This is a genomic window from Winogradskyella sp. (genome assembly GCF_028282165.1).
In the GTDB taxonomy this organism is placed as follows: domain Bacteria; phylum Bacteroidota; class Bacteroidia; order Flavobacteriales; family Flavobacteriaceae; genus Winogradskyella.
Genome location: NZ_JANQIM010000033.1, coordinates 66,772 through 91,900, shown reverse-complemented (window position 1 = coordinate 91,900; position 25,129 = coordinate 66,772). Strand labels below are relative to the sequence as shown.

Here is a 25,129-nt window from a genome sequence, read left to right as displayed (position 1 = left end):
TATCTAATTTTTTAATTAGATGCAAAAAAAAGCAGCCTTTGAAGGCTGCTTTTTTTTTGCTATTTGTTTCTTTAGCATTAGAAACTATATCTTAATCCAACTTGCATTTGCCATCTAGATGATAAAATACCTACATCATCAAGAATATCTCTGTCAGCACCAGGATCAAATTCAAATACTGGCGTGTTACTTCCGTTAGAAGATGTATTATCCAAGAATGAGAAATTGTCATTTTGTACGTAACGCTTACCCCAATCTTTATTCAATAAGTTTGTGAAATTAAAGATATCTAAAGATAATTGGAACGTATGCTTTTTCTGACCAATATTTATACTAAAGTCTTGTAAGAATTTAAGATCTACAATATGGCTCCACTTGTAACGATCTCCATTTCTTTCTGCATGTTGCCCTCTTCTACTGCTTAAGTAATCACTTCCTTCTATATAAGCGTTTAAAGCAGCCCACTCATCTTCAGTAGTTCCGTTAGTGTTAGAATCCACTAATGTAATTTCAGAGGGATTTGCAGGGATGTATATTAAGGCATTGTCACGAGAATCGTCATTTAATACTCTGTTCCCACCATAAATATGTGAGAATGGTTGACCTTCTAAACCTTCATAAACAAAACCGATATAAGTTCGGATATCTTCGTTCCATCTAAATTCTTTACCAAAGTTACCTAAGATTCTATGCCCTTGTGCAAAATCGGCAGTAGCTAAATTCGGATTATTTTTACCATTTACAGTCTGAATATTTCTCCATTGAGAACTATTTTGAGAAGAAGTACCATCAAATATAGACTGTGCATCACCATACGAGTATGTTAAGCTACCTGCAAAACCATTTTCTAATGGCTTAGTAAGCGTAAATGAAGCATTCCAAGAGTATCCCTCACCTGTATTAGAAGCAAGTATTATTCTATTATACGTTGGATCAATAGGTGATCTTGAGTATACTGGTCTACCATCGTCTCCTTCTACTTCTCCTACAGGACCAGCAATATTTAAATTCTCATAAAAGATTGCATTAATGTTATCATTATAAATGAAATCAGCTGATGCAATTAAACCCCAGAATGGTAATTTTTGATCAACTGCGATATTGTACTTTAATATTTGTGGCAACATAAAGTTTGATGCAAATAAATCTACATTTCCACCGACATTACCTGACTCAAAATCTAAATGCTGCGGCTGTGAATTTACGTCTGGATTGAATGTAATGTTGTCAAAGTCGTTTTCATCACTAAAACCACCTGTTACACCTCCATTATTGTTGTAAGTACCACCTGGCCATACTAATGGTAATCTTGATGTAAATATACCGATACCACCTCTAATCTGAGTTTTTCTGTCTCCATTGACATCCCAATTGAATCCAATTCTAGGTGATATATGGATAGTAGGACTTACACCTCTACCTACACGGGCGCCTTGCAAATCTTTCCCAGCAGCTTCCAATACGCCAACTGCTCTGTTATTAAAGTCGTCGTTTGCTCTTCCATCTTCCCAAAGTGGTAAATCAAAACGAATACCTGCTGACAGTCTAAAATTATCTGAAAAATTCACCTCATCTTGAATGTAGAATCCAAGTTGGGAATAATTAAACTCAGCAGCACCAGAAGAATCATCTCCTACAGCTCTGTTAGAATCGGCAACAGAATATCCTGTTTCATATAAAAATGGATTAGCACCAGAGATGAATTCATCGATTGTGTTATAGAAATACAACCCATAGTTACTTGCAAAGAACAAGTTCTTTACAGAAGTAAATTCATTGTGTGTTCCAATAGTAATGGTATGACGCCCACTGTATATTTCAAAATTATTTGTAACTGTAAAAACGTCAGTATTTAACAAATTGGCAGTAGAAAAACGCTCAGAACCAAACTCAATACCTTGAAAAGCAAAAGGGTTTAAGCCATCTCCAATTCTAACTGTTGGGAAAGGATCTCCTAACGGATCTCTATCATCTCTTACACCCGTATAACCAAGCACAAAGCTATTTGCAAACCTATTCCCAATTGTTGAGTTTAATTCTAATGTTGCTGAATTAGTTACACTATTAAATAATTCTGAACCATTGGAGAAACCTATTCCATTTGCCGTTGAGTTTCTAGATTCTAGATTTTCAGCATCAGTATATCTATAGGATAATGACAATCTATTATTATCATTAATATTCCAGTCTATTTTTGTTGCGATTCTGTTACTCTCTAGAGTCTGTGCGCTATCAGTAAAACCTCCTACATCGTAACCATAAGTAGTTTGTACAAAATTTGCTAAGTTTTCTATTTCAGTTAAACCACTGTCGCCATTATAAGTATCTGCTGCAAATGGTTGTGGTGTATCTCTATTTTCTCTTTCATAATTTAAGAAAAAGAACACTTTGTCCTTAACTATTGGACCACCTACTCTAAAACCATAGTTTTCTGCAGTAAATTCACCTAATTTTTCTCTTCCATCTTCACCCGCTATGTCTGGTGGGGTTTTTCCTGCAAGGTCTTCATTTCTAACAAATCCATAAACTGAACCTGTCCATTCATTAGTACCGCTTCGTGTAATTGCACTTATGGCACCTCCAGCAAAACCTGAAATCTTAACATCGAAAGGCGATAAAGATACTTGGAAAGATTCAATAGCATCCACAGAGAAAGGGTTAACTCCAGTCTGACCTCCATTGGTTCCAGACCCAGCCAATCCAAAGACATCGTTATTAACAGCACCATCAATATAAATGGCATTGTAACGGTTATTTTGTCCTGCTAATGAAATTGAAAAACCATCTGTTCCTTCTGTAATTTGAGCCTGAGGCGTCAATCTTACAAAATCTGCAACCGAACGCGAAACGGTTGGTAATGTTTTTATATTTCGCTGAGTAATGTTTGTAGAAGATCCTGTCTTATTAGAATCGAAGATACCGTCTCTTGTACCAACAACTACAACTTCATCTAAGGCCTCAGCAGATTCAGCTAATTTTGTACTTATCCTCTCTGATTGTCCAAGCTGTAAATAAACATTTTCCCTAACGAAATCCTGGAAACCTACGTAAGTTATTGTCACTTTGTAAGGACCTCCTGAACGCATGTTAGAAATACGATAATAACCATCAAAATCGGTCGACGCACCATATTTAGTTCCTGTAGGAACGTGAACTGCAACCACACTAGCACCAGGCAATGGCTCATCATTATTATCAGTCACTTGACCTCCCATTGATGATGTAGTCACACCTTGAGCCATCAGCATGGCTGGAAAAAATAGCATTAACATAAAAGATAATACCAGCGTAATTTTTTTCATAATCAATACATGTTATTGGTTTGTTATATGGCTCAAAATTACGTAACCCCATGAGTAGAGCATTACCTAAATGTTAAGATATTTAACACTATTGTTTATCAAATATTGTCTATGTTAACTTATGATTAAGGGTGGTGAATTGACTTATTACACTACTGTTTTTCTTTAAAATGTGCGATTAAATGTTCAGTAGATGCGTCGTGTAAAGTTGTATTTGTTTCCGAATTTAACTCCTTAAGAATTGTTTTAGCCAATTGCTTGCCTAACTCAACACCAAATTGATCGTAGCTGTAAATATTCCATACGATACCTTGCACAAATATCTTATGCTCGTACATCGCAATAAGCTTTCCTAAGCTTTCTGGACTTAGCCTTTCTATTAATACTGATGTTGTTGGTTTATTACCTTGAAATATTTTGAAAGGAAGTAATTTGCTTTCTTCTTCTGATATCGGTTGATTCTCTAACTCAGACAATACTTCGGCCTCAGTCTTACCATTCATCAAGGCTTCTGTCTGTGCAAAATAATTAGACATTAACTTATTGTGATGGTCTTTGTTTCCATGAAGTGATTCTACAAATCCAATGAAATCTGCCGGAATTAGCTTTGTACCTTGATGGATCAACTGGAAAAAAGCATGTTGTGAATTGGTTCCTGGTTCGCCCCAGATTACTGTACCAGTTTGATAGCCCGTTACTTTTCCTGATCTGTCTACATATTTCCCATTACTCTCCATAATACCTTGCTGTAAATACGTAGCAAACTGACTTAAATATTGGGTATATGGTATTACAGCTTCACTCTCGACATTAAAAAAGTTATTGTACCAAACTGTTAATAATGCTGAAATTACTGGTATGTTCTCTTTAAAATCTGAATGCTTAAAATGTTCGTCCATTTTATGGGCGCCATGCAATAGACTTTCAAAGTTGTTATAGCCTACAGCCAAACTTATCGATAAGCCAACAGCACTCCATAAGGAAAAACGACCACCAACCCAGTCTTTCATTGGGAAAATATTTTCCTCGTCAATACCGAAAGCTTTAACACTATCAATATTTGTAGATACCGCTACAAAGTGTTTTGAGACTGCTTCTTGAGGTAACAACTCTAAAAACCAAGCTCTTATCGAATTGGCGTTTGATAACGTTTCTTGGGTCGTAAAGGTTTTAGAAACAATAACAAAAAGTGTAGTCTCAGGATTTAAACTTCTAATAATCTCATTGTAATGATCACCATCAACGTTACTCACAAAATGTGTATTAAGATGGTTCTTATAATATTGTAAAGAGTCTACGACCATGGCCGGCCCAAGATCAGAGCCTCCAATACCGATATTTACAATATCAGTAATTGCTTTACCTGTATAGCCTTTATGCTCTCCAGAAACAACATCCTCTGTAAACTTTTTAATTTTTGCTTTTACTTCAAAAACTTCTGGTATTACATTGTCTCCATTAACTAAGACTTTTGCAGTTTCTGGTGCTCTAAGTGCTGTATGTAAAACTGCTCTTCCTTCAGTAGCATTTATAATATCTCCATTAAAATATTTTGAAATAGCATCTTTTAAATCAACTTCATTGGCCAACTCAATAAGAAGAGCTAGAGTCTCATCTGTAATTCTGTTCTTGGAAAAATCGACATAAAAGTCCTCCCACTTCACTGTTAAATCTTTAACTCTATCTGGATTAGCGTCGAAAAGATCTTTAAGGTGTTTTGCTTTTATGGTTTCAAAATGCGACTGTAATTTCTTCCAGGATTCTGTTGTAGTGGGGTTGATAGATTTAAGTGCCATTATTGTATGTCTGTAATTGGATCTTCGGTTATTGTATTTTCAGTTTCTTTAGGTTCTCCTTCTAAAAAGAAAATATTATCCAGCCTCTGCTTAATTGGTTTAATATATTCTAAATATTTTGCTTTTAGACTATCTGAAATAGGTTCTGCTTCAGGTAATTTTTGTTTAAATGGGTCGACTTGTTTTCCATTTTTCCAAAAACGATAGCATACGTGTGGGCCACCAGTATTTCCTGTCATACCAACCCAACCAATAATGTCGCCTTGCTTAACATATTGTCCCTTCTTTACATTTTGGGCTTTCATATGCAAGTATTGCGTGGTGTATGTAGCGTTATGTCTTATTTTTACATATTTGCCATTTCCTCCTCGTCTGGTAGATTCAATGACGGTACCGTTTGCCGTTGCCATTATTGGAGTGCCAATTGGCGCTGCAAAGTCCGTTCCTTTATGTGGTCTCACTTTGTAACCGTAATAAGCAATTCGCCGTTTAAGATTATAGCGAGAAGATAATCTGCCAAACTTTACGGGCATTTTCAAAAAAGCTCTTCGTAGGTTTTTAGCTTTTTCGCTAAAATAATCTTTAACCCCTTTTATAGAATCAGTTTCAAATTCAAAGGCATAAAGCGAATCACCATTATGCTCAAAATAAGCAGCTTTAACATTGTCTACACCTGCATAAATAGTATCGTTAATATACTTATCCGTATAAATTACTTTGAACCTGTCGCCAGGCATGAGCCGTCTAAAATCTATGGTCCAAGCATATATATCATCGGCCATTTTGTATGCCAGTACTTGACTTAAGCCTTTTTGCTCTAATGTTTCGGAAATGTTATTCTCTATAATACCTGTCGCCGTTTTTTCGACATAGGTTATGGGTTTTGTCTTTGTATAGGCTTGAATAGAATCCTTAAAATCAATAACCACATAGTCTTCTAAATTCTGCTGATAAATGAAGGTGGTAGGCTTTTGAATACTGTCTCCAGCATTATCTTTAGAAAAAAGTAAGGTATAGGGTTTGCCAACTTGAAGTTTTGTCGCAATATCAAAGGTATCTTTTGCTTTTTCTGCGATTTGATAGATTTTTGGATAACCTATATTATGGCGTTCCAAAATAATTCCAAAAGTATCCCCTTTTTTTATGGTGTCTCTCTTGAACTCGTATTGGCTTTGATCAAAACCAAACTCTATAATTTTTTCTTTTTCTACCTTTTCTGCAATATCCTTTTTAGGTTGTATAGGAGGCCTATCTTCCTTACATGCAGAAAAAAGTACTATAAAAACGGCAATTGCTATTAATCGTTTTAAGTACATCAACTATGCTAATTATATATTATTTCCCCAATTTTTCAATTCTTCTTCCGTCCATAAATCCGGGAAGAAAATTCGTCTTTGATATTTTGGATGCATATACTTTTTCCAATCACTTCCTCCCGTGGCTTCACCATCGCCAATACCGCTATCTATGTAATGTTTAGCAGTATTATAATGCGCCATTACCCAAGTGACATTAACTGTATAATCAAAATGACGCATGGCTTTTACCAAGTCTTTATCTTTTTGATCTTCTTTTGGCAACTCTTTAAAACGTGTCCAAAGATTTTTGGTATTGTATGCTTCCATAAACCTTAAGAACTCATCTTTATAACGCTTTTCAAAATTAACTAAAAGCGTGGATTTTTTGCCTGTTTTGTGATCTTTTCCTGCTGCTTGCCAATACAAATGTTCAAAGGCATGTGTATAAGGTGTATTTCTATCTATATTTTCCCTAAATCTATAGTCTATGAGATTTATAAGTTCGGTTGATGCAAACTCAATAAGCCTGTACTGCGCACTTTGAAAACCACTGGCTGGAGTTAGAGTGTATCTAAACTTCATATATTGCTCTACCTCCATGCCATCTCTCATTATGTTAAAAGATGTGGTAAGCATATCGAAATAACGACTAATACGCATTATTTTACTTTCAAAAAAGACAACATCTAAGTTTTCTTTTTCAGCAACTTGTGAAATTTCCCAAAGAATCATTTTAAAAATGAGTTCATTGATTTGATGATAGGCGATAAATACCATTTCATCTGGAAGCGTTGTACGTTGAATCTGAAGGTTTAACAATGCATCGGTCTGTATATAGTCCCAATATGTAATCGGCTTGCTGTAAAGCAAGCCGTATAAGTGGTCGTCGGTATCTTGATCTATTTTGGTGTACTTCTCTTGAAGTGCTTTTATAATGTCTTCGTAATTAGGTTGTTCTGACATAAATCAATTATCAAAAATTATTGGAAAGTAGTGTTTTAAGCCCTTAAACTGAACTAAATCGGCTCTTAAGGATCCTACTGCCAAGTCTGCTTTTATCTTTAATGGAATTTTGTTTTTATCTGCACTTACCCATAGTGTTAAACTCTCTTCTTCCTTAAAAACACGACCAGCCATAACGTAAGGTCTAAATTTTAAGGCCTTTACCCTAACTCTAGAACCATTAATATCCACTTTTATAGTCTCTCTACCAAGGTATTTGAGTTTAAACCCATAATTTTCTTCATCAAAAAACATATTGGACCTAATTTCATCGCCCTTATTTAAAGATTCAATATCTATTTTGTTTCTGAGATAATAATACATAGAAACCATATCTTGAACATCCTTTTCGGTAGTTACGGTTGTTACTTTTTTGTGTTTCTTGTTATTTACTGTTGCCTTCTGCTCTTCATGATTAAAATCAATTTCAATATCTTTTGTGTAGCCTCCTTCATCTACCTTTCTTATAAATTTATAAGGAACACCCGTTTCTGTATCAAAATAACTTTCATAGCGATCCCTAACTCTAAAAAAGGTATTTACTATTCCGGTAGTTTTGCCTTTTCCTACAACATGATAAACAGTCTTTCCCTTTAATTTTTTCTCTTCAACTTTTAAGGTTCCTTCACCGGCCTTAAACCACCCACTGTAGCTCATTCTAAACTTAAACCACTCTCCTGATTGAAAGGCAGTTTCTTTTTGAACGCTAGGAGCCTTAAGTCCAACTAAGAAAACTAATATGGTAAAAAAATACTTCATATTCTACAGTTCGTAAATTTAACTAATGTAACGTAATATCAATGTTACTATTATCTTAAATACAATTACTGTTCCAAATCTATCAAAACCCTGTAATACAAGCAAGAACCTTAGTTGTTCTTAAAAATTTTTCGATTAATGCTCACATTTTTGATATTTATCGATATTAAAGTAGAACAAACCAAAATACAGAAGACATTAATCAATGTTTTCTGTTATAAATTTTAGAGTTGGTTTTTTATTAGCGCGTTTAGAAGTAGGGATCTAAACGCGCTTTAATTTTATAGAGTTCCTCTCTTTGCTTGTTCGCGCTCAATGGACTCAAATAAAGCTTTAAAATTACCTGCACCAAAGCCTTGGGCTCCCATTCGCTGAATAATTTCGAAGAATAAAGTCGGTCTGTCTTCAACGGGTTTTGTAAATATCTGAAGCAAATACCCTTCTTCGTCAGCATCGACTAGGATAGACAACTTTTGAAGTTCGGCTATATCTTCTTTCATCATCTCCATATGGACACCTAACCGTTCTGGGATCATATCATAGTAGGCCTGCGGTGGTGGTGGTAAAAACTCAACACCTCTGGCTTTTAGTTGCGATACGGTTCTTACAATATCGTCTGTGGCAACTGCTATATGTTGCACACCCGAATCTTCATAAAAATCTAAATATTCTTCTATTTGTGATTTTTTAGCAGCTTCTGCAGGTTCGTTAATGGGAAACTTTATACGTCCATTGCCATTACTCATCACTTTGCTCATTAAGGCCGAATATTCTGTATGTATCTGTTTATCGTCGAAGGATAGGAAATTTACAAAACCCATAACATCCTCGTACCACTTTACCCAGGTATTCATTTGCCCCCAACCCACATTACCTACCATGTGGTCTATATACTTAAGACCTACAGGTTCTGGGTTATAATCGCTTTTCCATTCCACAAAACCAGGCATAAAGGTTCCATTGTAATTTTTACGTTCTACAAACATATGTACGGTCTCTCCATAAGTATAGATACCTGCTCTTACCACCTCACCAAATTCATCCTTTTCTACAATGGGTTCCATATATGATTTTGCTCCACGTTTTGTGGTTTCCTCATAAGATCTACGCGCATCATCGACCCATAACGCAATGACCTTAACTCCATCGCCATGCTTCACTATATGGTCATTTATTGGCGATTTACTATTTAATGGTGTTGTAAGCACCAAACGTATTTTGTCTTGTTTTAGGACATAACTAACGTGATCTTTTGAACCTGTTTCCAAACCTTTATAAGCATAGGACTGAAAACCAAAAGCGGTTTTATAAAAATGTGCGGACTGTTTGGCATTACCAACGTAAAACTCAACATAATCTGTTCCTAAAAGCGGTAGGAAGTCTTGAGCGCCTTCAAATATTTTTTCTAAACCGTAATTAACGGACTTTACTTCTTTTGCCATAATACGAAACTTTATTTTTTAGTATTTTGAATCTTAATCTTTCATAATTTCATCGAATGACTTCTCTTCGGTTTCATTCGTTTTTAATGTATCTTCTTCAATAATATAGGTGTCTTCATCCCATGAACCAGAAGTTGTATCAACCTCAATTTCTAAATCTTCAAAACTTCTATCATAGATATCATTATTAAACTCTTCAAGCATTCCTGATGATAACATTGTACCATAAAAAATCAGAATAACTATTGTTCCCAATAATATCAAACCATTTAAGACTATAGCGATGATATTTATAGTCTTTGCTGTGTTAACGTTACTTCTGGATTGATACGAAAACGCTTCAGGATTTTCCCCGAATTGCTTTAAGCTTTTATTAGCGGTTGTCAATCCAATAATTGCCATAATTAACGGGATTATGGCCGTAAGTCCATAGCAGCAACATCCTGCAAGACCAATAACCAATGCCAATATTCCTAAAATTAATGCTAAAGGATCAGCAGGAAGCTTATTCTGATTCATGTACATGGTTATCTAATTTAATATTATTCTAACCAAGACTTGTAATAATCCTCGTCAGCAATTTTTAAAGCTTCTTCAGTGACTTTTAGAGGCTTAAATGTATCTACCATTACTGCTAGTTCGTCAGTTTTTACCTTACCAATACTACGTTCCATTGCCCCTGGATGCGGCCCATGAGGAATACCGGCTGGATGCAGGGAAATATGACCTGCGTCAATATCATTCCTGCTCATAAAATCCCCATCGACATAGTATAGTACTTCGTCGCTATCTATATTACTATGGTTATAAGGTGCTGGTACAGCTAAAGGGTGATAATCGTATAATCTAGGTACAAAACTACATACTACAAATGCATCCGTTTCAAACGTTTGGTGTACTGGTGGCGGTTGGTGTACACGACCTGTTATAGGCTCAAAGTCATGGATTGAAAACGCATATGGATAATTATAGCCGTCGTAACCGACCACGTCGAAAGGATGTGATGCATATACCATCTCTATAATTTCATCTTGTTTTTTGATTTTTATTAAAAAATCCCCCGATTCGTTATACGTTTCTAATTCTTGAGGTTGTCTCAAATCGCGTTCACAAAAAGGTGAATGCTCTAAAAGCTGCCCAAACCAATTGCGGTATCGCTTTGGCGTATAAATAGGTCTGTAAGACTCTACAATAAATAAACGATTGTCTTCTGTATCAAAGTCCATTTTATAAATAATACCTCTTGGCACTAATAAATAATCACCGTATTTAAAGTCTAAATTACCGAGATGAGTTCTTAGTTTCCCTGAGCCTTTATGGATAAAAATCAACTCATCAGCATCTGTATTTTTATAAAAATAGTCTTTGGTCGACTCTTGTGGAGCAGCTAAGATGATGTTACAATCGCTATTGGTTAAAACTACTTTCCTGCTATCTAGGTAATCGTTTTCGGGTGTTACTTTAAATCCATGAAAACGATAGGATTGCATATTATTGGCTTTGGCCACTTTGGGCGCTATACTATACTGTTTATTTATGGTCTTTACCTGTGTTGGTCGTTGCTCATGATAGCTATTGGTAGACATACCGTCAAACCCTATCGTACCAAACAATTGTTCATAATAAAAGTCGCCATTTGATTTTTTAAACTGTGTATGGCGTTTTGGTGGAATCTTTCCTAATTTATGGTAAAATGGCATTTTTTAATGATTTAAAAAGTTGAGTTTACTATACGACGAATCGCACAGACCTATTCTGTTTTAAAGGTACAAAAAATGCAAAATTATTCTGGGTTCCTTTTGATAAGGAAGTGCAAATGAAGTTTTATATCTGACCAGAAGGGTTCCATATAGTTACAAAGTTGATAATTTTTGGCTTAAAACCAAAATCCAAGATTAAAAAACCAATAAGCATTACCTGTATCTGGCGAGTAAGTATATTTAGCTTCCAAAGGCCCAAGAAACGTCTCTAGTGAATACCCTAATGCATAACCACTGAAATCTGGTGACGACAACCATTCGCCAGTTTCAAAAATTCCATCTTCAATATTAGCATAATTGGCAGCTAAGAGAATATGGTGCTTTTTAAAAACCTCGTAATCTAAAGTGAAGGTAGCTTTAACAAAACTGTCTCCAGACAATTCCAAATAATCGTAGCCATAGAAGGACTGGAAATTATTTATAAAATTATTGGCATAGCCTCCCAAACCAAAACCTAAAGCTGTACTAGAGTTATCTCCAATTTTAAAACCGCCACTGGTTTCTGTCTTCAGGGCCACATTATCTGTAAAACTAAAAGCATACCCTATATCTGCCTTGGCAATTGAGAATTGCTCAAAATCGTTATTGAAATCAGATGCATTGAGATACAGATGAAAATCTCCATTAAAGTAAAAGCCAGATTTAGGAAAATAAGGATTATCGTAATCATCAAAAACCAAGTTTCCAAAAACACTAAAATAATCTGTATTCTCAAAAGTAAACTCATCTCCTTGATTATCATCTATGATAGTTTCTGAGGTAATTTTAAGACGTTTGTGTTCAGCTCCAACCCTAAGCGCAAAATCTCTTCTAAAAATAGTCTGTAAATATATTTGGTTGGTAAAATCAGTAAGTTCTACATCAATTTTGTTTAAGCCTGTTAGCAAAGGGGAATCTTCATCTAGTCCCAATAAGGGATTTACATTTTTATTAAACTGATTGAAACGCGACTTTATTCCAATACTAAGATAGAACCCTTTGTCAATAAAATAATCAAAATTGTATCTGGAATTATCCCCCAAAATAATATCTAAGGAAGCTATGTCATTATTAAAAAGCAGTCTTTTTTTGGTAAAATTTGCTAATGCTGCACTCTTATACAGACCATCGTAATGCACGCCTAGCTTTAAAAAAGTAGACGCCTCGGATTCTCTAATATCGCCTACTAAATTGTAACCGGAACTCCCTGTACTTGGCTCTAAATAATACCTAAATGCCTCAAAATTATTGGTAGCTATAAGGTTATTTATACCTTCCTTAAAATCATCGTAGCTTATTTTTTCATTGTTTTTAAATTTAAGCTTACCTAAAATATACGACCTCGTATACCTTTCATTACCACTTATGTTAATTGAATTTATTTTTATACTATCTAAAATATGGCGTTTAGGTCTATTTAAAGGTGATATTTGTTGACGTTTTACATTCAATAGCTGTTCTATATTTGCTCTTGCCTCAGCCTCACCACTTGCAATAATTTCGCCCCCTTCATCAAAAGAAATGACAGTGAAGTCTGTAATGTCTGGTTTAATATAGACATCCGTTAAAGGCGCTTTACTCTTCATTGCATTAATCGTCCTAAAATTGTTAATCTGAACTAAGATCTCTGGTGCGGATTTCAAAGACTCCCTGTTTTTAAGCGCATCTTGCACATCAACACCGATTATAATATCCATGCCCTTGGCTCTAAGTTCTTCAACCGGAAAATTGTTGGTTACACCTCCATCGAGTAAGATGGTATCGTTAATAGTTACGGGTTGAAATAAAGAAGGTAGAGCTCCACTTGCGGTTACGGCTTCGGCCAACCTTCCTTTGTCCATAACGATAGATTCACCTGTCTCTATATTTGTTGCAATGCAAAAAAATGGAATTGGCAATTGTTCAAAATCCCTTATTTCATTAACTGGCAGCATTAACTGATAAAGTAAATTATATACATTTTGACCTCGCGATAGACCAGAAGGCAAATTGATTTTAAAGTTGTCAAATGGGAGACTTACAGCATACTTTTCAGCATTTTTACGTTCATAAAAAGGTTTTGACGATCTTGGGAATTCATCATTAATCAATTCATCAAAATCAATAGCACCAAATAAATCCTCTAATTGTTTCCCCGAATAACCAGTTGCATACAGAGAGCCAATTATTGCTCCCATACTAGTGCCTGCAACGTAGTCTATTTTTATACCTAAACTATCTATAACTTTTAAGGCACCAATATGCGCAAAGCCTTTTGCCCCTCCACCACTTAAAACTAACCCTACTTTTGGTTCTTTTTCTTTTTGAGCTTGTAGTTTATATGTGTTAGAGAACAAAAAACAAAGCAGAAAAATAATTGCAAAAGGTTTGTACTTTAAATAATATGTTTGGGACAATTTCAATTTATTCTTTATGATAATAATTATAGACTTTATTAGCACGCGAGACTCCTACTATAGCTTCTAGCTCATCTAATTTGGCATTCGCTATCCGTTTAACCGTTTTAAATTGTTTCATCAGGTCAACAATGGTTTGTTCTCCTACACCTGGTATATTCTCTAATTCAGTTGTTAAAGCACTCTTACTCCTTCGGTTTCTATGGTGCTCAATACCAAAACGATGGGCTTCATTACGTAATTGTTGAATGATCTTTAGCGTTTCACTTTTTTTGTTTAAATATAATGGAATTGGATCATCTGGATAGAATAATTCTTCTAAACGTTTAGCAATTCCGACGATTGCTATTTTTCCCCTTAATCCTAAAATATCAAGACTCTTTAAAGCCGATGATAATTGCCCTTTACCGCCATCTATAACAACTAGTTGGGGCAAAGGTTGATCCTCCTCCAATAAACGTTTATAACGTCTGTGCACGACTTCTTCCATAGATGCAAAATCATCTGGGCCTTCGACTGTTTTAATATTAAAGTGGCGATAGTCTTTTTTACTTGGTTTTCCATTTTTGAATACCACACAAGCCGCTACGGGATTAGTGCCCTGAATATTGGAATTATCAAAACACTCAATATGCCTTGGCTCTACCGATAAGCGCAGATCTGCCTTCATCTGTGCCATAATCCTATTAGCATGCCGATCTGGATCTACAATTTTTATTTGTTTTAGCTTATCCATTCGGTAGTACATGGCATTGCGCTTGGATAAGTCGAGAATGTTCTTTTTATCGCCTAGTTTTGGAATGGTGACCTTAATGCCCTCCCCTAAATCTAGTTTAAAAGGCACATAAATTTCCTTTGAATTGGAATTGAAGCGCTGCCTGATTTCAGTAATGGCGATTTCCAATAGTTCTTTATCCGTTTCTTGTAGCTTCTTCTTTATTTCCAAGGTATGGGATCTTATGATGGAACCGTAACTTAACTGCAAAAAGTTAATATAAGCATAGGTCTCATCGCTCATAATCGAAAACACATCCACATTACTAATCTTGGGATTAACTATTGTTGATTTGGCCTGATAGTTCTCTAAAATCTCTAACTTTTCCTTTATTTTTTGGGCATCTTCAAATCGCATAGCCTCAGCATACGCTTTCATTTGTGCCCTAAACTGTTGCAAAGAATCTTTAAAATTCCCTTTTAGAATTTCTCTAATGGATTTTATGTTAGAATGGTAAGATGCTTCTGTTTCTTTACCTTCGCAAGCGCCATTACAATTGCCTAAATGAAACTCTAAGCATACCTTATACTTTCCTGCTTCGATCTTAGCCTCAGACAAATCATAATTACAGGTACGTAAATGATAGAGTCCTTTTATAAGGTCTAAAAGGGTTCTAACCGTCTTCATGCTAGTGTAAGGACCAAAATATTCTGAACCGTCTTTAATAACTCTTCTCGTAGAAAATACTCTAGGAAAGCGCTCTTTTTTAACACAAATCCATGGATAGGATTTATCATCCTTAAGCATCACGTTATACTTAGGTTGATACTTCTTTATAAGATTATTTTCTAGCAAGAGTGCATCATTTTCCGTCTCTACAACTATATGCTTTACTTGTGCTATGTTCTTTACTAGAACTCTTGTTTTTCCATAATCATGATGCTTCGTAAAATAACTACTTACCCGCTTTTTAATATCCTTGGCCTTACCGACATAAATCAAGGTTTCATCAGCATCAAAATACTGATACACTCCTGGTTGATGAGGCAAAGTTTTTATTTGTATTTCTAACGAAGTTTCTGACATTAAATCAAAGGTAAATAAAAGTTATAAGTTATAGGTATCTTAAGTTATGAGTCTAATAAGTTTGACTAACTCTAAATACTTTTTAACTTTAGACACTTTAAGTGTTATTATGAACATTGTCATACTCTCCCGAAATGAAAATTTGTATTCTACGAGTCGTCTAGTTGAAGAAGGTGAAAAAAGAGGACACGATATGGAAGTCATCGACCCACTTAAGTGCGATATCATCATTGAAAGGGAGAAACCTACTATTTACTATAAAGATCGATATTTAGATTATGTAGATGCCATTGTTCCTAGAGTTGGAGCGTCCGTGACCTTTTTTGGTTGTGCTGTGGTAAGACAGTTTGAAATGATGAATGTTTTTACAACCGTAACTTCTGATGCTATTTTAAGAAGTAGAGACAAACTGAGAAGTTTTCAGCGCCTGTCTAAAGCTGGCATTGGTATGCCTAAAACCGTTTTCACTAATTACTCTAGAGATGTTGAAGAGGTTTTGAATCATGTTGGCGGACCACCTGTAGTTATAAAATTATTAGAAGGGACTCAAGGACTAGGTGTCGTTTTGGCCGAATCTAAAAATGCTGCTGAATCTGTTTTAGAAGCTTTTAATGGTTTACAAGCTAGAGCACTTGTACAAGAATATATTGCTGAAGCTAAAGGCGCAGATTTAAGAGCATTGATCGTAGATGGCCAAGTGGTTGGCGCCATGAAACGTCAAAGCAGAGAAGGCGAATTTCGTTCTAACTTACACAGAGGGGGAAGTGCCAACTTAATTCGGCTATCAGAAGATGAATTAAAACTAGCCATCAAAGCAGCACGTGCTTTGAAGCTGCCTGTTTGTGGTGTGGACATGCTTCAGTCAAATAGAGGACCATTGATTATGGAAGTTAATTCCACACCTGGCTTAGAAGGTATTGAAAGAGCAACCCAAAAAAATATAGCGAGGGCAATTATTACTTTTATAGAACGCAATCGAAGATAGATGAGTGAAAAAGAAGTATTAGATATACTAGGAGAAAAAGTAGCACTAGGCAAAAGTGCTAAAGTGAGTTTTAATGTTGCCAAATTACACACCCAAAATACTATTGATGTTCCGGTAATTATAGAACGTTCTAAAAAACCTGGTCCAACGGTATTGATAACAGCTGGTATTCATGGCGATGAAGTTAATGGTGTAGAAATTGTACGACAGATTATAGCCAAAGGGATCAACAAGCCAAAAAAGGGGACCATTATTTGTATTCCGGTAATTAATGTTTTTGGCTTTATTCATATGGACAGGGAATTCCCTGACGGTAGAGATTTAAATCGTGTTTTCCCTGGTGGTAAAAATGGCTCATTAGCAAGTAGGGTAGCCCATAAGCTTATGACTGAAATTGTGCCACACGCCGATTTAATTTTGGATTTCCATACGGGTGGGGCTGATAGATTCAATGCTGCCCAAATTAGAATAGTAAAAAATGAGATTGTTTTAGACGAATTAGCGCAGATTTTCGGTGCACCTATTGTTTATTATTCAAAAAATCTAAACAAGTCCTTTAGGCACACATGCTATAAACTGGGCATTCCTATACTACTTTTTGAAGGCGGAAAGTCTTTTCATATAGACAAAACGGTAACTAATACCGGTGTTAATGGCACAAAGCGGGTTTTACACCATTTAGGAATGCTAAACCGAAAATTTAAAGCGTCAAAACCAAAAAAGAATGGTATTAAAATAATTGAAAGCAAATGGATTAGGGCAAGTCATTCTGGGATGTTTAAGTCTAAGATCTCTGTAAATACCCAAGTAAAAAAAGGAGATGTTTTAGGACATATTACAGATCCTTACGGAAGCTTTAACCATTTTGTAAAAGCACCTAATAACGGTTATATTTTTAATGTGAACGAATCACCCATTATTTACCAAGGAGATGCTATTTTCCATATTTCAACAAAGTTAAAACTGTGACCAAATCTGAGCTTAGAAAGAAATACAAGTCGCTTCGAAAAGAAATGCCATTGGATAGAATAGAGGACAACAGTCTCGCTATTGCCAATCAATTATTGCAACTCCGCATTTGGGATAAGGAGTTTTATCATCTCTTTTTAACTATTGAAGAGCAAAAGGAAATCAATACCGAGTATATTTTGAATATTCTTGCTGGCAAGGATAAAAATGTTGTCATCTCTAAGAGTAATTTCGAAGATTTTAGCATGACGCATTATCTGCTTACCGATGGTACCAGAATAACAAAAAACGCCTATAATATTCCAGAACCTATTGATGGGATTGAGATTAAACCGTCTCAAATAGATGTCGTTTTTATACCCCTATTGACTTTTGATCAGCGTGGGAATAGAATAGGTTATGGTAAGGGCTTTTACGATCGGTTTTTGGCTCAGTGCAACCCTGAAACTATAAAAATAGGATTATCCTTTTTTGAAGCTGAAGAAGAGTACTTTGAAACCTCAGAAGACGATATTAAGCTGGATTATTGTGTGACTCCCCATCAAGTGTTTCACTTTTAGAGGCATCTTTGAACGCTTTCTTATTAAACACAATCAAAATACCAATCCCAGTACTGATGGCTATATCAGCAACGTTGAATACTGGATCAAAGAACGAAAAATATTTTCCGCCAAAAAAGGGTAGCCACTCTGGTAAAATGCCACTCCAAATAGGAAAATGAAGCATATCTACCACCTTACCATGAAACACTTTAGCATAACCTCCTCCTTCTGGTAAAAACGTAGCGACTTGCATATAACTATCGCTAAACAACACGCCATAAAAAACTGAATCAATTATATTACCCAAAGCACCTGAAAAAATCAAGGCTATGGCAAAAACAAGTGTTTTAGATTTCTTTTTTTTGATAACATCCATTAGCCAAAATCCAATTCCCGTAACCGCTACAATTCTAAACAAAGTTAAAATAAGCTTTGCAGACTTGTCTGAAATAAAAGTAAAGAAATCACTCAATTTTGTTCCCCAAGCCATACCGTCATTTTCAACAAAAGCGATTTTAAACCAAGAAAATACAGTAACATCCTCATTTAACACAAAATGCGTTTTGATATAGATTTTACTGATTTGATCAATAAGTAAAATAAGGACAATTACAATGAAAGCTTTCTTTAGGGACATTAAACGATTTTGGGCAAATGTAATTGATTATTCTTTTTAACCACAGCAATATTGCCACTAATAGATTTTAGGATGTACTTATTTTGGGAGTATTCAATGCTGTCTTTTTTAAAGTTATTTTAATAGCAATAGCTTCAATCTCTTTTATTAAGATATTTTGGACTTTACCAAAAGCTAAACCAAAATAAAAAAAGCCTTAAAACTATTGTTCCAAGGCTTTAATCTATATTTATTTAACATTTTACTTCTGCATGTTCTTAGCTTCAATGCTTAGTGTAGCATGAGGCACTAATTTTAGGCGTTCGGGATTTATCAGTTTGCCCGTAACTCTGCAAACTCCGTAAGTCTTATTCTCAATCCTAATCATGGCATTCTTTAAATCGCGAATAAACTTTTCTTGGCGAATTGCCAATGCAGAATTTGCTTCCTTACTCATGGTGGCACTTCCTTCTTCAAAAGCTTTGAACGTTGGAGACGTATCGTCTGTGCCATTATTGTGGTCGTTCATATAGGCACTTTTTATTAATTCTAAATCGTGTTCAGCTTTATCTATTTTTTCCTGAATTAAAACTCTGAAAGCTTCTAAATCTTTATCAGAGTATCTGTTTTTTGTATCTGTTGCCATGTGCTTAATGTTTTTGTATAAATAATTTGGTATTGACCTCATCAAAGGCAATTTCTATACCATCACTTAAATTATCAATAATCTTTAAATTTTCTGTTAAGGTTTCAGATTTAATGTAGGCTTCATTTGAAGCTATCGCTGCTGAAACTTGTTCATCATTTTGAAGCTGGACGTCTATACGGTCTGTAACTTCGAACCCTGAATCCTTACGCAAATTCTGAATACGGTTTACGAGCTCACGTGCAATACCTTCTTCGCGTAATTCTTCTGTTATTGTTACATCTAGGGCTACGGTTAATGGCCCTTCGTTAGCAACGAGCCAACCTTCTATATCTTGAGATGTAATTTCCACATCATCTAATACCAATGTAATATTTTTTCCGTTAACTTCAACGTCTAAAGTGCCTTTTTGCTCGATTTTTTTGATGTCTTCGGCAGAAAAAGCTCTTATAGTGTCAGAAACAAGCTTCATATCTTTTCCAAATCGAGGTCCCAAAACCTTAAAATTGGGTTTTATCTGCTTTACCAAAATATCTGAAGCATCCTCTAAGAGCTCTATTTCTTTGACATTTACTTCATGCTTTATTAAAGCTGCAACGGCTTCAATTTCTTCCTTTTGCTGCTGACTATCAACGGGAATCATTATTTTGTGTAAAGGCTGGCGCACTTTAATCTTTTCTTTGGCTCTTAACGATAATACCAAGGACGATATTGTTTGCGCGTTTTCCATTTTTCGTTCTAACACCTTATCAATTGCTGATGTATCTGCTGTTGGGAATTGAGCCAAATGAACACTTTCAAAACTCTCTTTATTCGTTACTGCATTTAGATCCAGATACAATCGATCCATAAAAAATGGAGCGATTGGTGCACCTAGCTTTGCAATAGTTACCATACAGGTATAAAGCGTTTGATATGCCGAAATTTTATCGCTTTGGTAATCGCCTTTCCAAAAACGCCTTCTACTTAAACGCACATACCAGTTACTTAAATAATCCTGGGTAAAGTTTGAAATAGCCCTAGCTGCTCGGGTTGGTTCATAATCTGCATAAAACTTGTCTACCTTTTCAATAAGTGTATTTAATTCTGAAAGTATCCAACGGTCTAATTCTGGCCGTTCATTTAAAGGAATATCATCCTCTGAATAATTAAATCCATCCAAATTGGTGTAAAGCGAAAAGAATGAATAGGTATTATACAGCGTTCCAAAGAATTTGCGCTTTACTTCCTCAACACCATCAATATCAAACTTTAGGTTATCCCAAGGATTCGCATTGCTAATCATATACCATCGGGTTGCATCTGCACCATGATTGGCTAATGTCTCAAAAGGATCCACAGCATTTCCAAGACGCTTAGACATTTTCTGTGCATTCTTATCTAAGACCAATCCGTTAGATACCACATTTTTATAGGCCACCGAATCGAATACCATTGTAGCTATAGCATGTAAGGTATAAAACCATCCACGTGTTTGATCGACACCTTCAGCAATGAAATCTGCCGGAAAAGCTTCGTTCTTATCGATAAGATCTTTGTTTTCAAAAGGATAATGCCACTGTGCATAAGGCATAGAACCCGAATCGAACCATACATCGATTAAATCATTTTCGCGCTTCATGGGTTGGCCCGTTGGTGATACTAAAACAATTTTATCAACGATGTTTTTATGCAAATCAATCTTCTCATAGTTGTCCTCGCTCATATTTCCAACTTCAAAACTTTGGAAGATATCAGACTGCATTATACCTGCCTCAACGGCAAGTTGCATTTCGGCTTTTAGTTCTTCAACCGAGCCAATACATTTTTGTTCTTTGCCGTCCTCTGTTCTCCATATCGGTAATGGTATTCCCCAAAACCGCGAACGGGATAAATTCCAATCATTTGCGTTTGCCAACCAATTTCCAAAACGGCCTTCACCAGTAGATTTTGGTTTCCAGTTAATGGAAGTGTTCAACTCATGCATACGATCTTTTACATCGGTTACCTTTATAAACCAAGAGTCTAAAGGATAGTAAAGTATCGGTTTATCTGTTCGCCAGCAATTTGGATAGCTGTGTTTGTATTTTTCGACCTTAAAGGCTTTATTTTCAATCTTTAGTTTAATAGCTAACTCTACATCTACAGATTTCTCTGGTACTTCACCATCTTCATAATATTCATTCTTCACATATTTCCCTGCAAATTCGCCCATTTCTGGTCTAAAGCGACCTTGTAAATCTACTAGTGGCACCAGATTTCCATTTTCGTCTTTTACTAACATTGGTGGTACTTCTGGTTGCGCTTGTTTTGCCACTAGGGCGTCATCTGCACCAAATGTTGGCGCTGTATGTACAATACCTGTACCATCTTCGGTAGTTACGAAATCTCCTGATATTACTCTAAATGCATTTTCAGGATGTTCATTTGGTAAAGCGTAGGCTAAAAGCTGTTCGTATGTAATACCAACTAAGTCTTCCCCTTTAAATGTTTTAACTATATAAAAAGGAATTTTTTTATCCTCTTTACTAAATCCTACTAACTCTGACTTTGCCTCAACTTCATTATACTTCCCGCTAAACTGCTTAGAAACTAAACTCTTGGCCAAAATAACATTGATGGGCTCAAAAGTATACTGATTATAGGTTTCAACTAACACATAATCAATTTTTGGCCCAACGGTTAATGCCGTATTACTTGGTAATGTCCAAGGGGTTGTTGTCCAAGCTAGAAAGTAAATATCATCTTCATTTTGCAAGAACTCTGGCAATGACTCTGGTTTTGCTTTAAACTGAGCTACTACCGTGGTATCCGTAACATCTTGATAGGTTCCTGGTTGGTTTAACTCATGCGAGCTTAGACCCGTTCCTGCTTTTGGCGAATACGGTTGAATGGTGTAGCCTTTGTACAAGAGGTCTTTATCATAGATTTGTTTTAACAACCACCAAACAGACTCCATATATTTGGATTTGTAGGTGATGTATGGATTCTCCATATCTACCCAATAACCCATTTTTTTGGTGAGGTCATTCCAGATATCCGTATAACGCATTACGGCTTTTTTACAAGCCTCATTATATGCTTCGATTGTAATTTTAGTGCCAATATCTTCTTTAGTGATGCCTAGTTCTTTCTCAACACCGAGTTCTATTGGTAATCCATGGGTATCCCAACCGGCCTTACGTTTTACCTGAAAACCTTTCATGGTTTTGTAGCGAGGGAAAATATCCTTAATAGCTCTTGCTAAAACATGGTGTACTCCAGGTAAACCATTTGCTGAAGGTGGCCCTTCAAAAAACACAAAAGGTGATTTACCTTGTCGAGTGGTGACACTTTTCTCGAAGATGTTGTTTTCTTCCCAATAATTGCTTATCTCATCAGCAACTTTTGGCAAGTTAAGTCCTTTATATTCAGGGAACTTTGTAGTCATATCATCAAATATCCTTATCGAATCGCGAAATTAATAATTTCTTACCAAAAGGCCGTTTATATCATAAAAAAAAGCAAACGATGTTCGTTTGCTTCTTTTTGTTAGGGCCATTAACTAATCTTGGTTAGTAATTTAATCTTACTCAAAAGTAGGTTGAATAATTTTTTTATTGATTAACATATGTTAATTAGGCAGGTCTTTTTTAATTCTGCTCAATTGAACAGCGGTGATGTTGAGATAAGACGCGATTTGGTATTGCGGGATTAAGCTTTCTATATCTGGTATTTGCTTTTTTAGAATTTGGTAGCGCTCTGTAGCATTCAATGAAATATGATCTAGATACTTTTTTTCATAAACAATGAATATATACTCCAATATTCTGTTATATATATTGCTTATTTCGATATTGGTTTTAGAATATTTTATGAATTCTAGAAAATTTATCTCATATAGGATAGAATCGGTCAAAGCTTGATGAGTTAGTAAAGAGGTTTCATTCTTCAATATTGAGGAAAAAGGACCAACAAAACTATAGGATGTATAAAGATTCTTTGTGATCTCCTTACCAGATTCTAGCACTTGATATGCCCTCATTAAGCCCGAACTTAGAAAAAAGATGTTATTACTTTTTGAACCTTGTTCTACTAATACTTCATCTTGTTTTAATGTTTTATAAGATGCCAGACTTTTTAAAATCGCATATGCTTCTTTTGAAACATGGAATTTTGATCTCAAAAAATCAAAGTTAGGGTCTTCCATGATTTTAAGAATTTAAAATTTTAAATATTAAGCTACTTAATTATTGATTAAATCAACATCTAAAGATAGACAATTAGTTGTTTTATTAAAGAAAAAAGACCATTCACCAATAATAGACAATACTCTAGTTAATTATTCAAACGCATCACAGTATTCTTGCAGATCTTTTGACTTATAAAGACTAAAAGCAAAACAGATATTTTTAAGTAGTTAAACAAAAAAGTTAACTAAATCCTCGATTTTGGAAATTTGCTGAATCTTAATACAAGTCTTCTTAAGAGCAAACTTGCTATACTTAGAAATAAAAATTGTTGAGAATCCAAGTTTTTCTGCTTCTAAAATGCGCTGTTCTACTCGCTGTACAGGTCTTATTTCACCAGATAAGCCTACTTCGGCAGCAAAACAATAATCATTCGGAAGGGCAATATCTTCATTAGAGGATAATATGGATGCTACAACGGCCAAATCAATTGCAGGATCATCGACAGTAATACCACCCGTAATATTTAAAAAAACATCCTTAGCTCCTAGGCGAAAACCAGCACGCTTTTCCAAAACTGCCAAAAGCATATTTAAACGTTTAGCATTGAACCCAGTTGTGGAGCGTTGCGGCGTACCATAAACGGCCGTGCTTACCAGAGCCTGTACTTCTATCATTATTGGTCTTAATCCTTCTAGTGTTGCTGCAATAGCGTTACCTGAAAGCTCTCCATCCTTTTCAGATATTAAAATTTCTGATGGATTGGACACCTCTCTTAAGCCTGAACCTTGCATTTCATAAATGCCTATTTCATTGGTTGAGCCAAAACGGTTTTTATGAGCTCTAAGAATTCTGAAAACATGATTTCGGTCGCCTTCAAACTGTAAGACAGTATCGACCATATGCTCCAATATTTTTGGCCCTGCAATATGGCCATCCTTAGTAATATGACCTATTAACAACACAGGAGTTGCAGTTTCTTTTGCAAACTTGATGAATTCAGCAGTACATTCCTTGATCTGTGAAATACTCCCTGCTGAAGACTCAATGTAATCACTATGTAACGTTTGGATCGAATCGATTATTACAACATCGAGTTCTAACTGCTCAATCTGTTTAAAGATATTTTGAGTTTTTGTCTCCGTTAGAATATAGCAATCATTACTTTGAGGGTTGATGCGCTCTGCACGCATTTTAATTTGTTTCTGACTTTCTTCTCCTGAGACATAAAGGGTTTTCTTCCTAAGCTTTAATGCCATTTGAAGTAGAAGTGTACTTTTACCGATACCCGGTTCACCCCCCAAGAGGGTTACTGAACCATGTACCATTCCACCACCTAAAACACGATTAAATTCGGAATCCTGAACATCTAGCCTAGCTTCTAACGAGGTGTCAATTTCATGAATTTTGAGAGGCTTTGAAACACGTTTTGTATTGGAAGAGGGTGATTTCCAATCGTTTTTTTCTGGTTTTTGTATCACTTCCTCAACAATGGTATTCCATTGTTTGCAAGATGTGCATTGCCCTTGCCATTTGGCATATTGTGCACCACAATTTTGACAGAAAAAGGATGTTTTTACTTTAGCCATGTTCTAATTATAAAACTAAATGCTTAGAGAAGTATTTTTAGAACTGCTAAATTAATACAATTTTAATTGATGTCTTTAAACCAATTTATGACAGCTAAA

At 35.4% G+C, this 25,129-nt stretch carries 18 protein-coding genes; 3 read left to right on the top strand and 15 right to left on the bottom strand.

Going from position 1 to position 25,129, the window contains the following annotated elements:
• Positions 1-77: 77 nt before the first annotated feature.
• The 10 genes from Q0972_RS12400 to uvrC all read right to left on the bottom strand — a co-directional run bounded on the left by Q0972_RS12400 (position 78) and on the right by uvrC (position 15,535).
• Positions 78-3,302, bottom strand: a complete 3,225-nt coding sequence (locus tag Q0972_RS12400; RefSeq protein WP_299366033.1) for a carboxypeptidase regulatory-like domain-containing protein — start codon at positions 3,300-3,302, stop codon at positions 78-80.
• Between the two features lie 152 nt (positions 3,303-3,454).
• Entirely contained in the window at positions 3,455-5,098 is a 1,644-nt protein-coding gene (pgi, locus tag Q0972_RS12395; RefSeq protein ID WP_299366032.1) for a glucose-6-phosphate isomerase, read from the bottom strand.
• Complete coding sequence (locus tag Q0972_RS12390) at positions 5,098-6,414, bottom strand: peptidoglycan DD-metalloendopeptidase family protein (RefSeq protein WP_299366570.1); 1,317 nt, start codon at positions 6,412-6,414, stop codon at positions 5,098-5,100. The genes pgi and Q0972_RS12390 overlap by 1 nt, the downstream gene beginning before the upstream one ends.
• A gap of 12 nt (positions 6,415-6,426) precedes the next feature.
• Positions 6,427-7,359, bottom strand: coding sequence for a tryptophan 2,3-dioxygenase family protein (locus Q0972_RS12385; protein ID WP_299366031.1), 933 nt, complete (start codon positions 7,357-7,359; stop codon positions 6,427-6,429).
• Positions 7,360-7,362: 3 nt separating this feature from the next.
• On the bottom strand, positions 7,363-8,157 hold the full coding sequence (locus Q0972_RS12380) for a DUF3108 domain-containing protein (RefSeq protein ID WP_299366030.1): 795 nt from the start codon (positions 8,155-8,157) through the stop codon (positions 7,363-7,365).
• 281 nt (positions 8,158-8,438) lie between these two features.
• On the bottom strand, positions 8,439-9,599 hold the full coding sequence (gene hppD, locus Q0972_RS12375; protein ID WP_299366029.1) for a 4-hydroxyphenylpyruvate dioxygenase: 1,161 nt from the start codon (positions 9,597-9,599) through the stop codon (positions 8,439-8,441).
• Positions 9,600-9,632: 33 nt separating this feature from the next.
• Positions 9,633-10,118, bottom strand: a complete 486-nt coding sequence (locus Q0972_RS12370) for a CCC motif membrane protein (RefSeq protein WP_299366028.1) — start codon at positions 10,116-10,118, stop codon at positions 9,633-9,635.
• 23 nt (positions 10,119-10,141) lie between these two features.
• Positions 10,142-11,299 (bottom strand): homogentisate 1,2-dioxygenase, encoded by a 1,158-nt coding sequence (locus Q0972_RS12365; RefSeq protein WP_299366027.1) that lies wholly within the window; start codon positions 11,297-11,299, stop codon positions 10,142-10,144.
• 176 nt (positions 11,300-11,475) lie between these two features.
• Positions 11,476-13,740 carry a patatin-like phospholipase family protein gene (locus tag Q0972_RS12360; RefSeq protein WP_299366026.1) on the bottom strand — a complete coding sequence of 755 codons (2,265 nt, stop codon included), beginning with the start codon at positions 13,738-13,740 and terminating at the stop codon, positions 11,476-11,478.
• Position 13,741: 1 nt separating this feature from the next.
• Positions 13,742-15,535 (bottom strand): excinuclease ABC subunit UvrC, encoded by a 1,794-nt coding sequence (gene uvrC, locus Q0972_RS12355; protein ID WP_299366025.1) that lies wholly within the window; start codon positions 15,533-15,535, stop codon positions 13,742-13,744.
• Between the two features lie 109 nt (positions 15,536-15,644).
• On the opposite strand from uvrC, the gene rimK reads away from it, so the two are divergent.
• From rimK to Q0972_RS12340, 3 genes are read left to right on the top strand one after another with little or no spacing between them, the layout of a single operon-like run.
• The gene (gene rimK, locus Q0972_RS12350) at positions 15,645-16,520 is read left to right on the top strand and encodes a 30S ribosomal protein S6--L-glutamate ligase (RefSeq protein ID WP_299366024.1); all 876 of its coding nucleotides are present in this window, start codon (positions 15,645-15,647) and stop codon (positions 16,518-16,520) included.
• Positions 16,521-17,489, top strand: a complete 969-nt coding sequence (locus Q0972_RS12345; RefSeq protein ID WP_299366023.1) for a succinylglutamate desuccinylase/aspartoacylase family protein — start codon at positions 16,521-16,523, stop codon at positions 17,487-17,489. It abuts the gene before it with no gap.
• Complete coding sequence (locus Q0972_RS12340) at positions 17,486-18,049, top strand: 5-formyltetrahydrofolate cyclo-ligase (protein ID WP_299366022.1); 564 nt, start codon at positions 17,486-17,488, stop codon at positions 18,047-18,049. The genes Q0972_RS12345 and Q0972_RS12340 overlap by 4 nt, the downstream gene beginning before the upstream one ends.
• Here the strand turns inward: Q0972_RS12340 and Q0972_RS12335 are convergent.
• The 5 genes from Q0972_RS12335 to radA form a co-directional block, all read right to left on the bottom strand.
• Entirely contained in the window at positions 18,003-18,668 is a 666-nt protein-coding gene (locus Q0972_RS12335; RefSeq protein ID WP_299366021.1) for a lipoprotein signal peptidase, read from the bottom strand. The genes Q0972_RS12340 and Q0972_RS12335 overlap by 47 nt on opposite strands.
• Before the next feature lie 241 nt (positions 18,669-18,909).
• Entirely contained in the window at positions 18,910-19,293 is a 384-nt protein-coding gene (locus Q0972_RS12330) for a TraR/DksA C4-type zinc finger protein (RefSeq protein ID WP_299366020.1), read from the bottom strand.
• Positions 19,294-19,297: 4 nt separating this feature from the next.
• Positions 19,298-22,702 carry an isoleucine--tRNA ligase gene (ileS, locus tag Q0972_RS12325; RefSeq protein ID WP_299366019.1) on the bottom strand — a complete coding sequence of 1,135 codons (3,405 nt, stop codon included), beginning with the start codon at positions 22,700-22,702 and terminating at the stop codon, positions 19,298-19,300.
• A 183-nt stretch (positions 22,703-22,885) separates the two neighbouring features.
• Positions 22,886-23,461 (bottom strand): Crp/Fnr family transcriptional regulator, encoded by a 576-nt coding sequence (locus tag Q0972_RS12320; protein ID WP_299366018.1) that lies wholly within the window; start codon positions 23,459-23,461, stop codon positions 22,886-22,888.
• Between the two features lie 210 nt (positions 23,462-23,671).
• Positions 23,672-25,030, bottom strand: coding sequence for a DNA repair protein RadA (radA, locus tag Q0972_RS12315; RefSeq protein WP_299366017.1), 1,359 nt, complete (start codon positions 25,028-25,030; stop codon positions 23,672-23,674).
• Between the last annotated feature and the right edge of the window lie 99 nt (positions 25,031-25,129).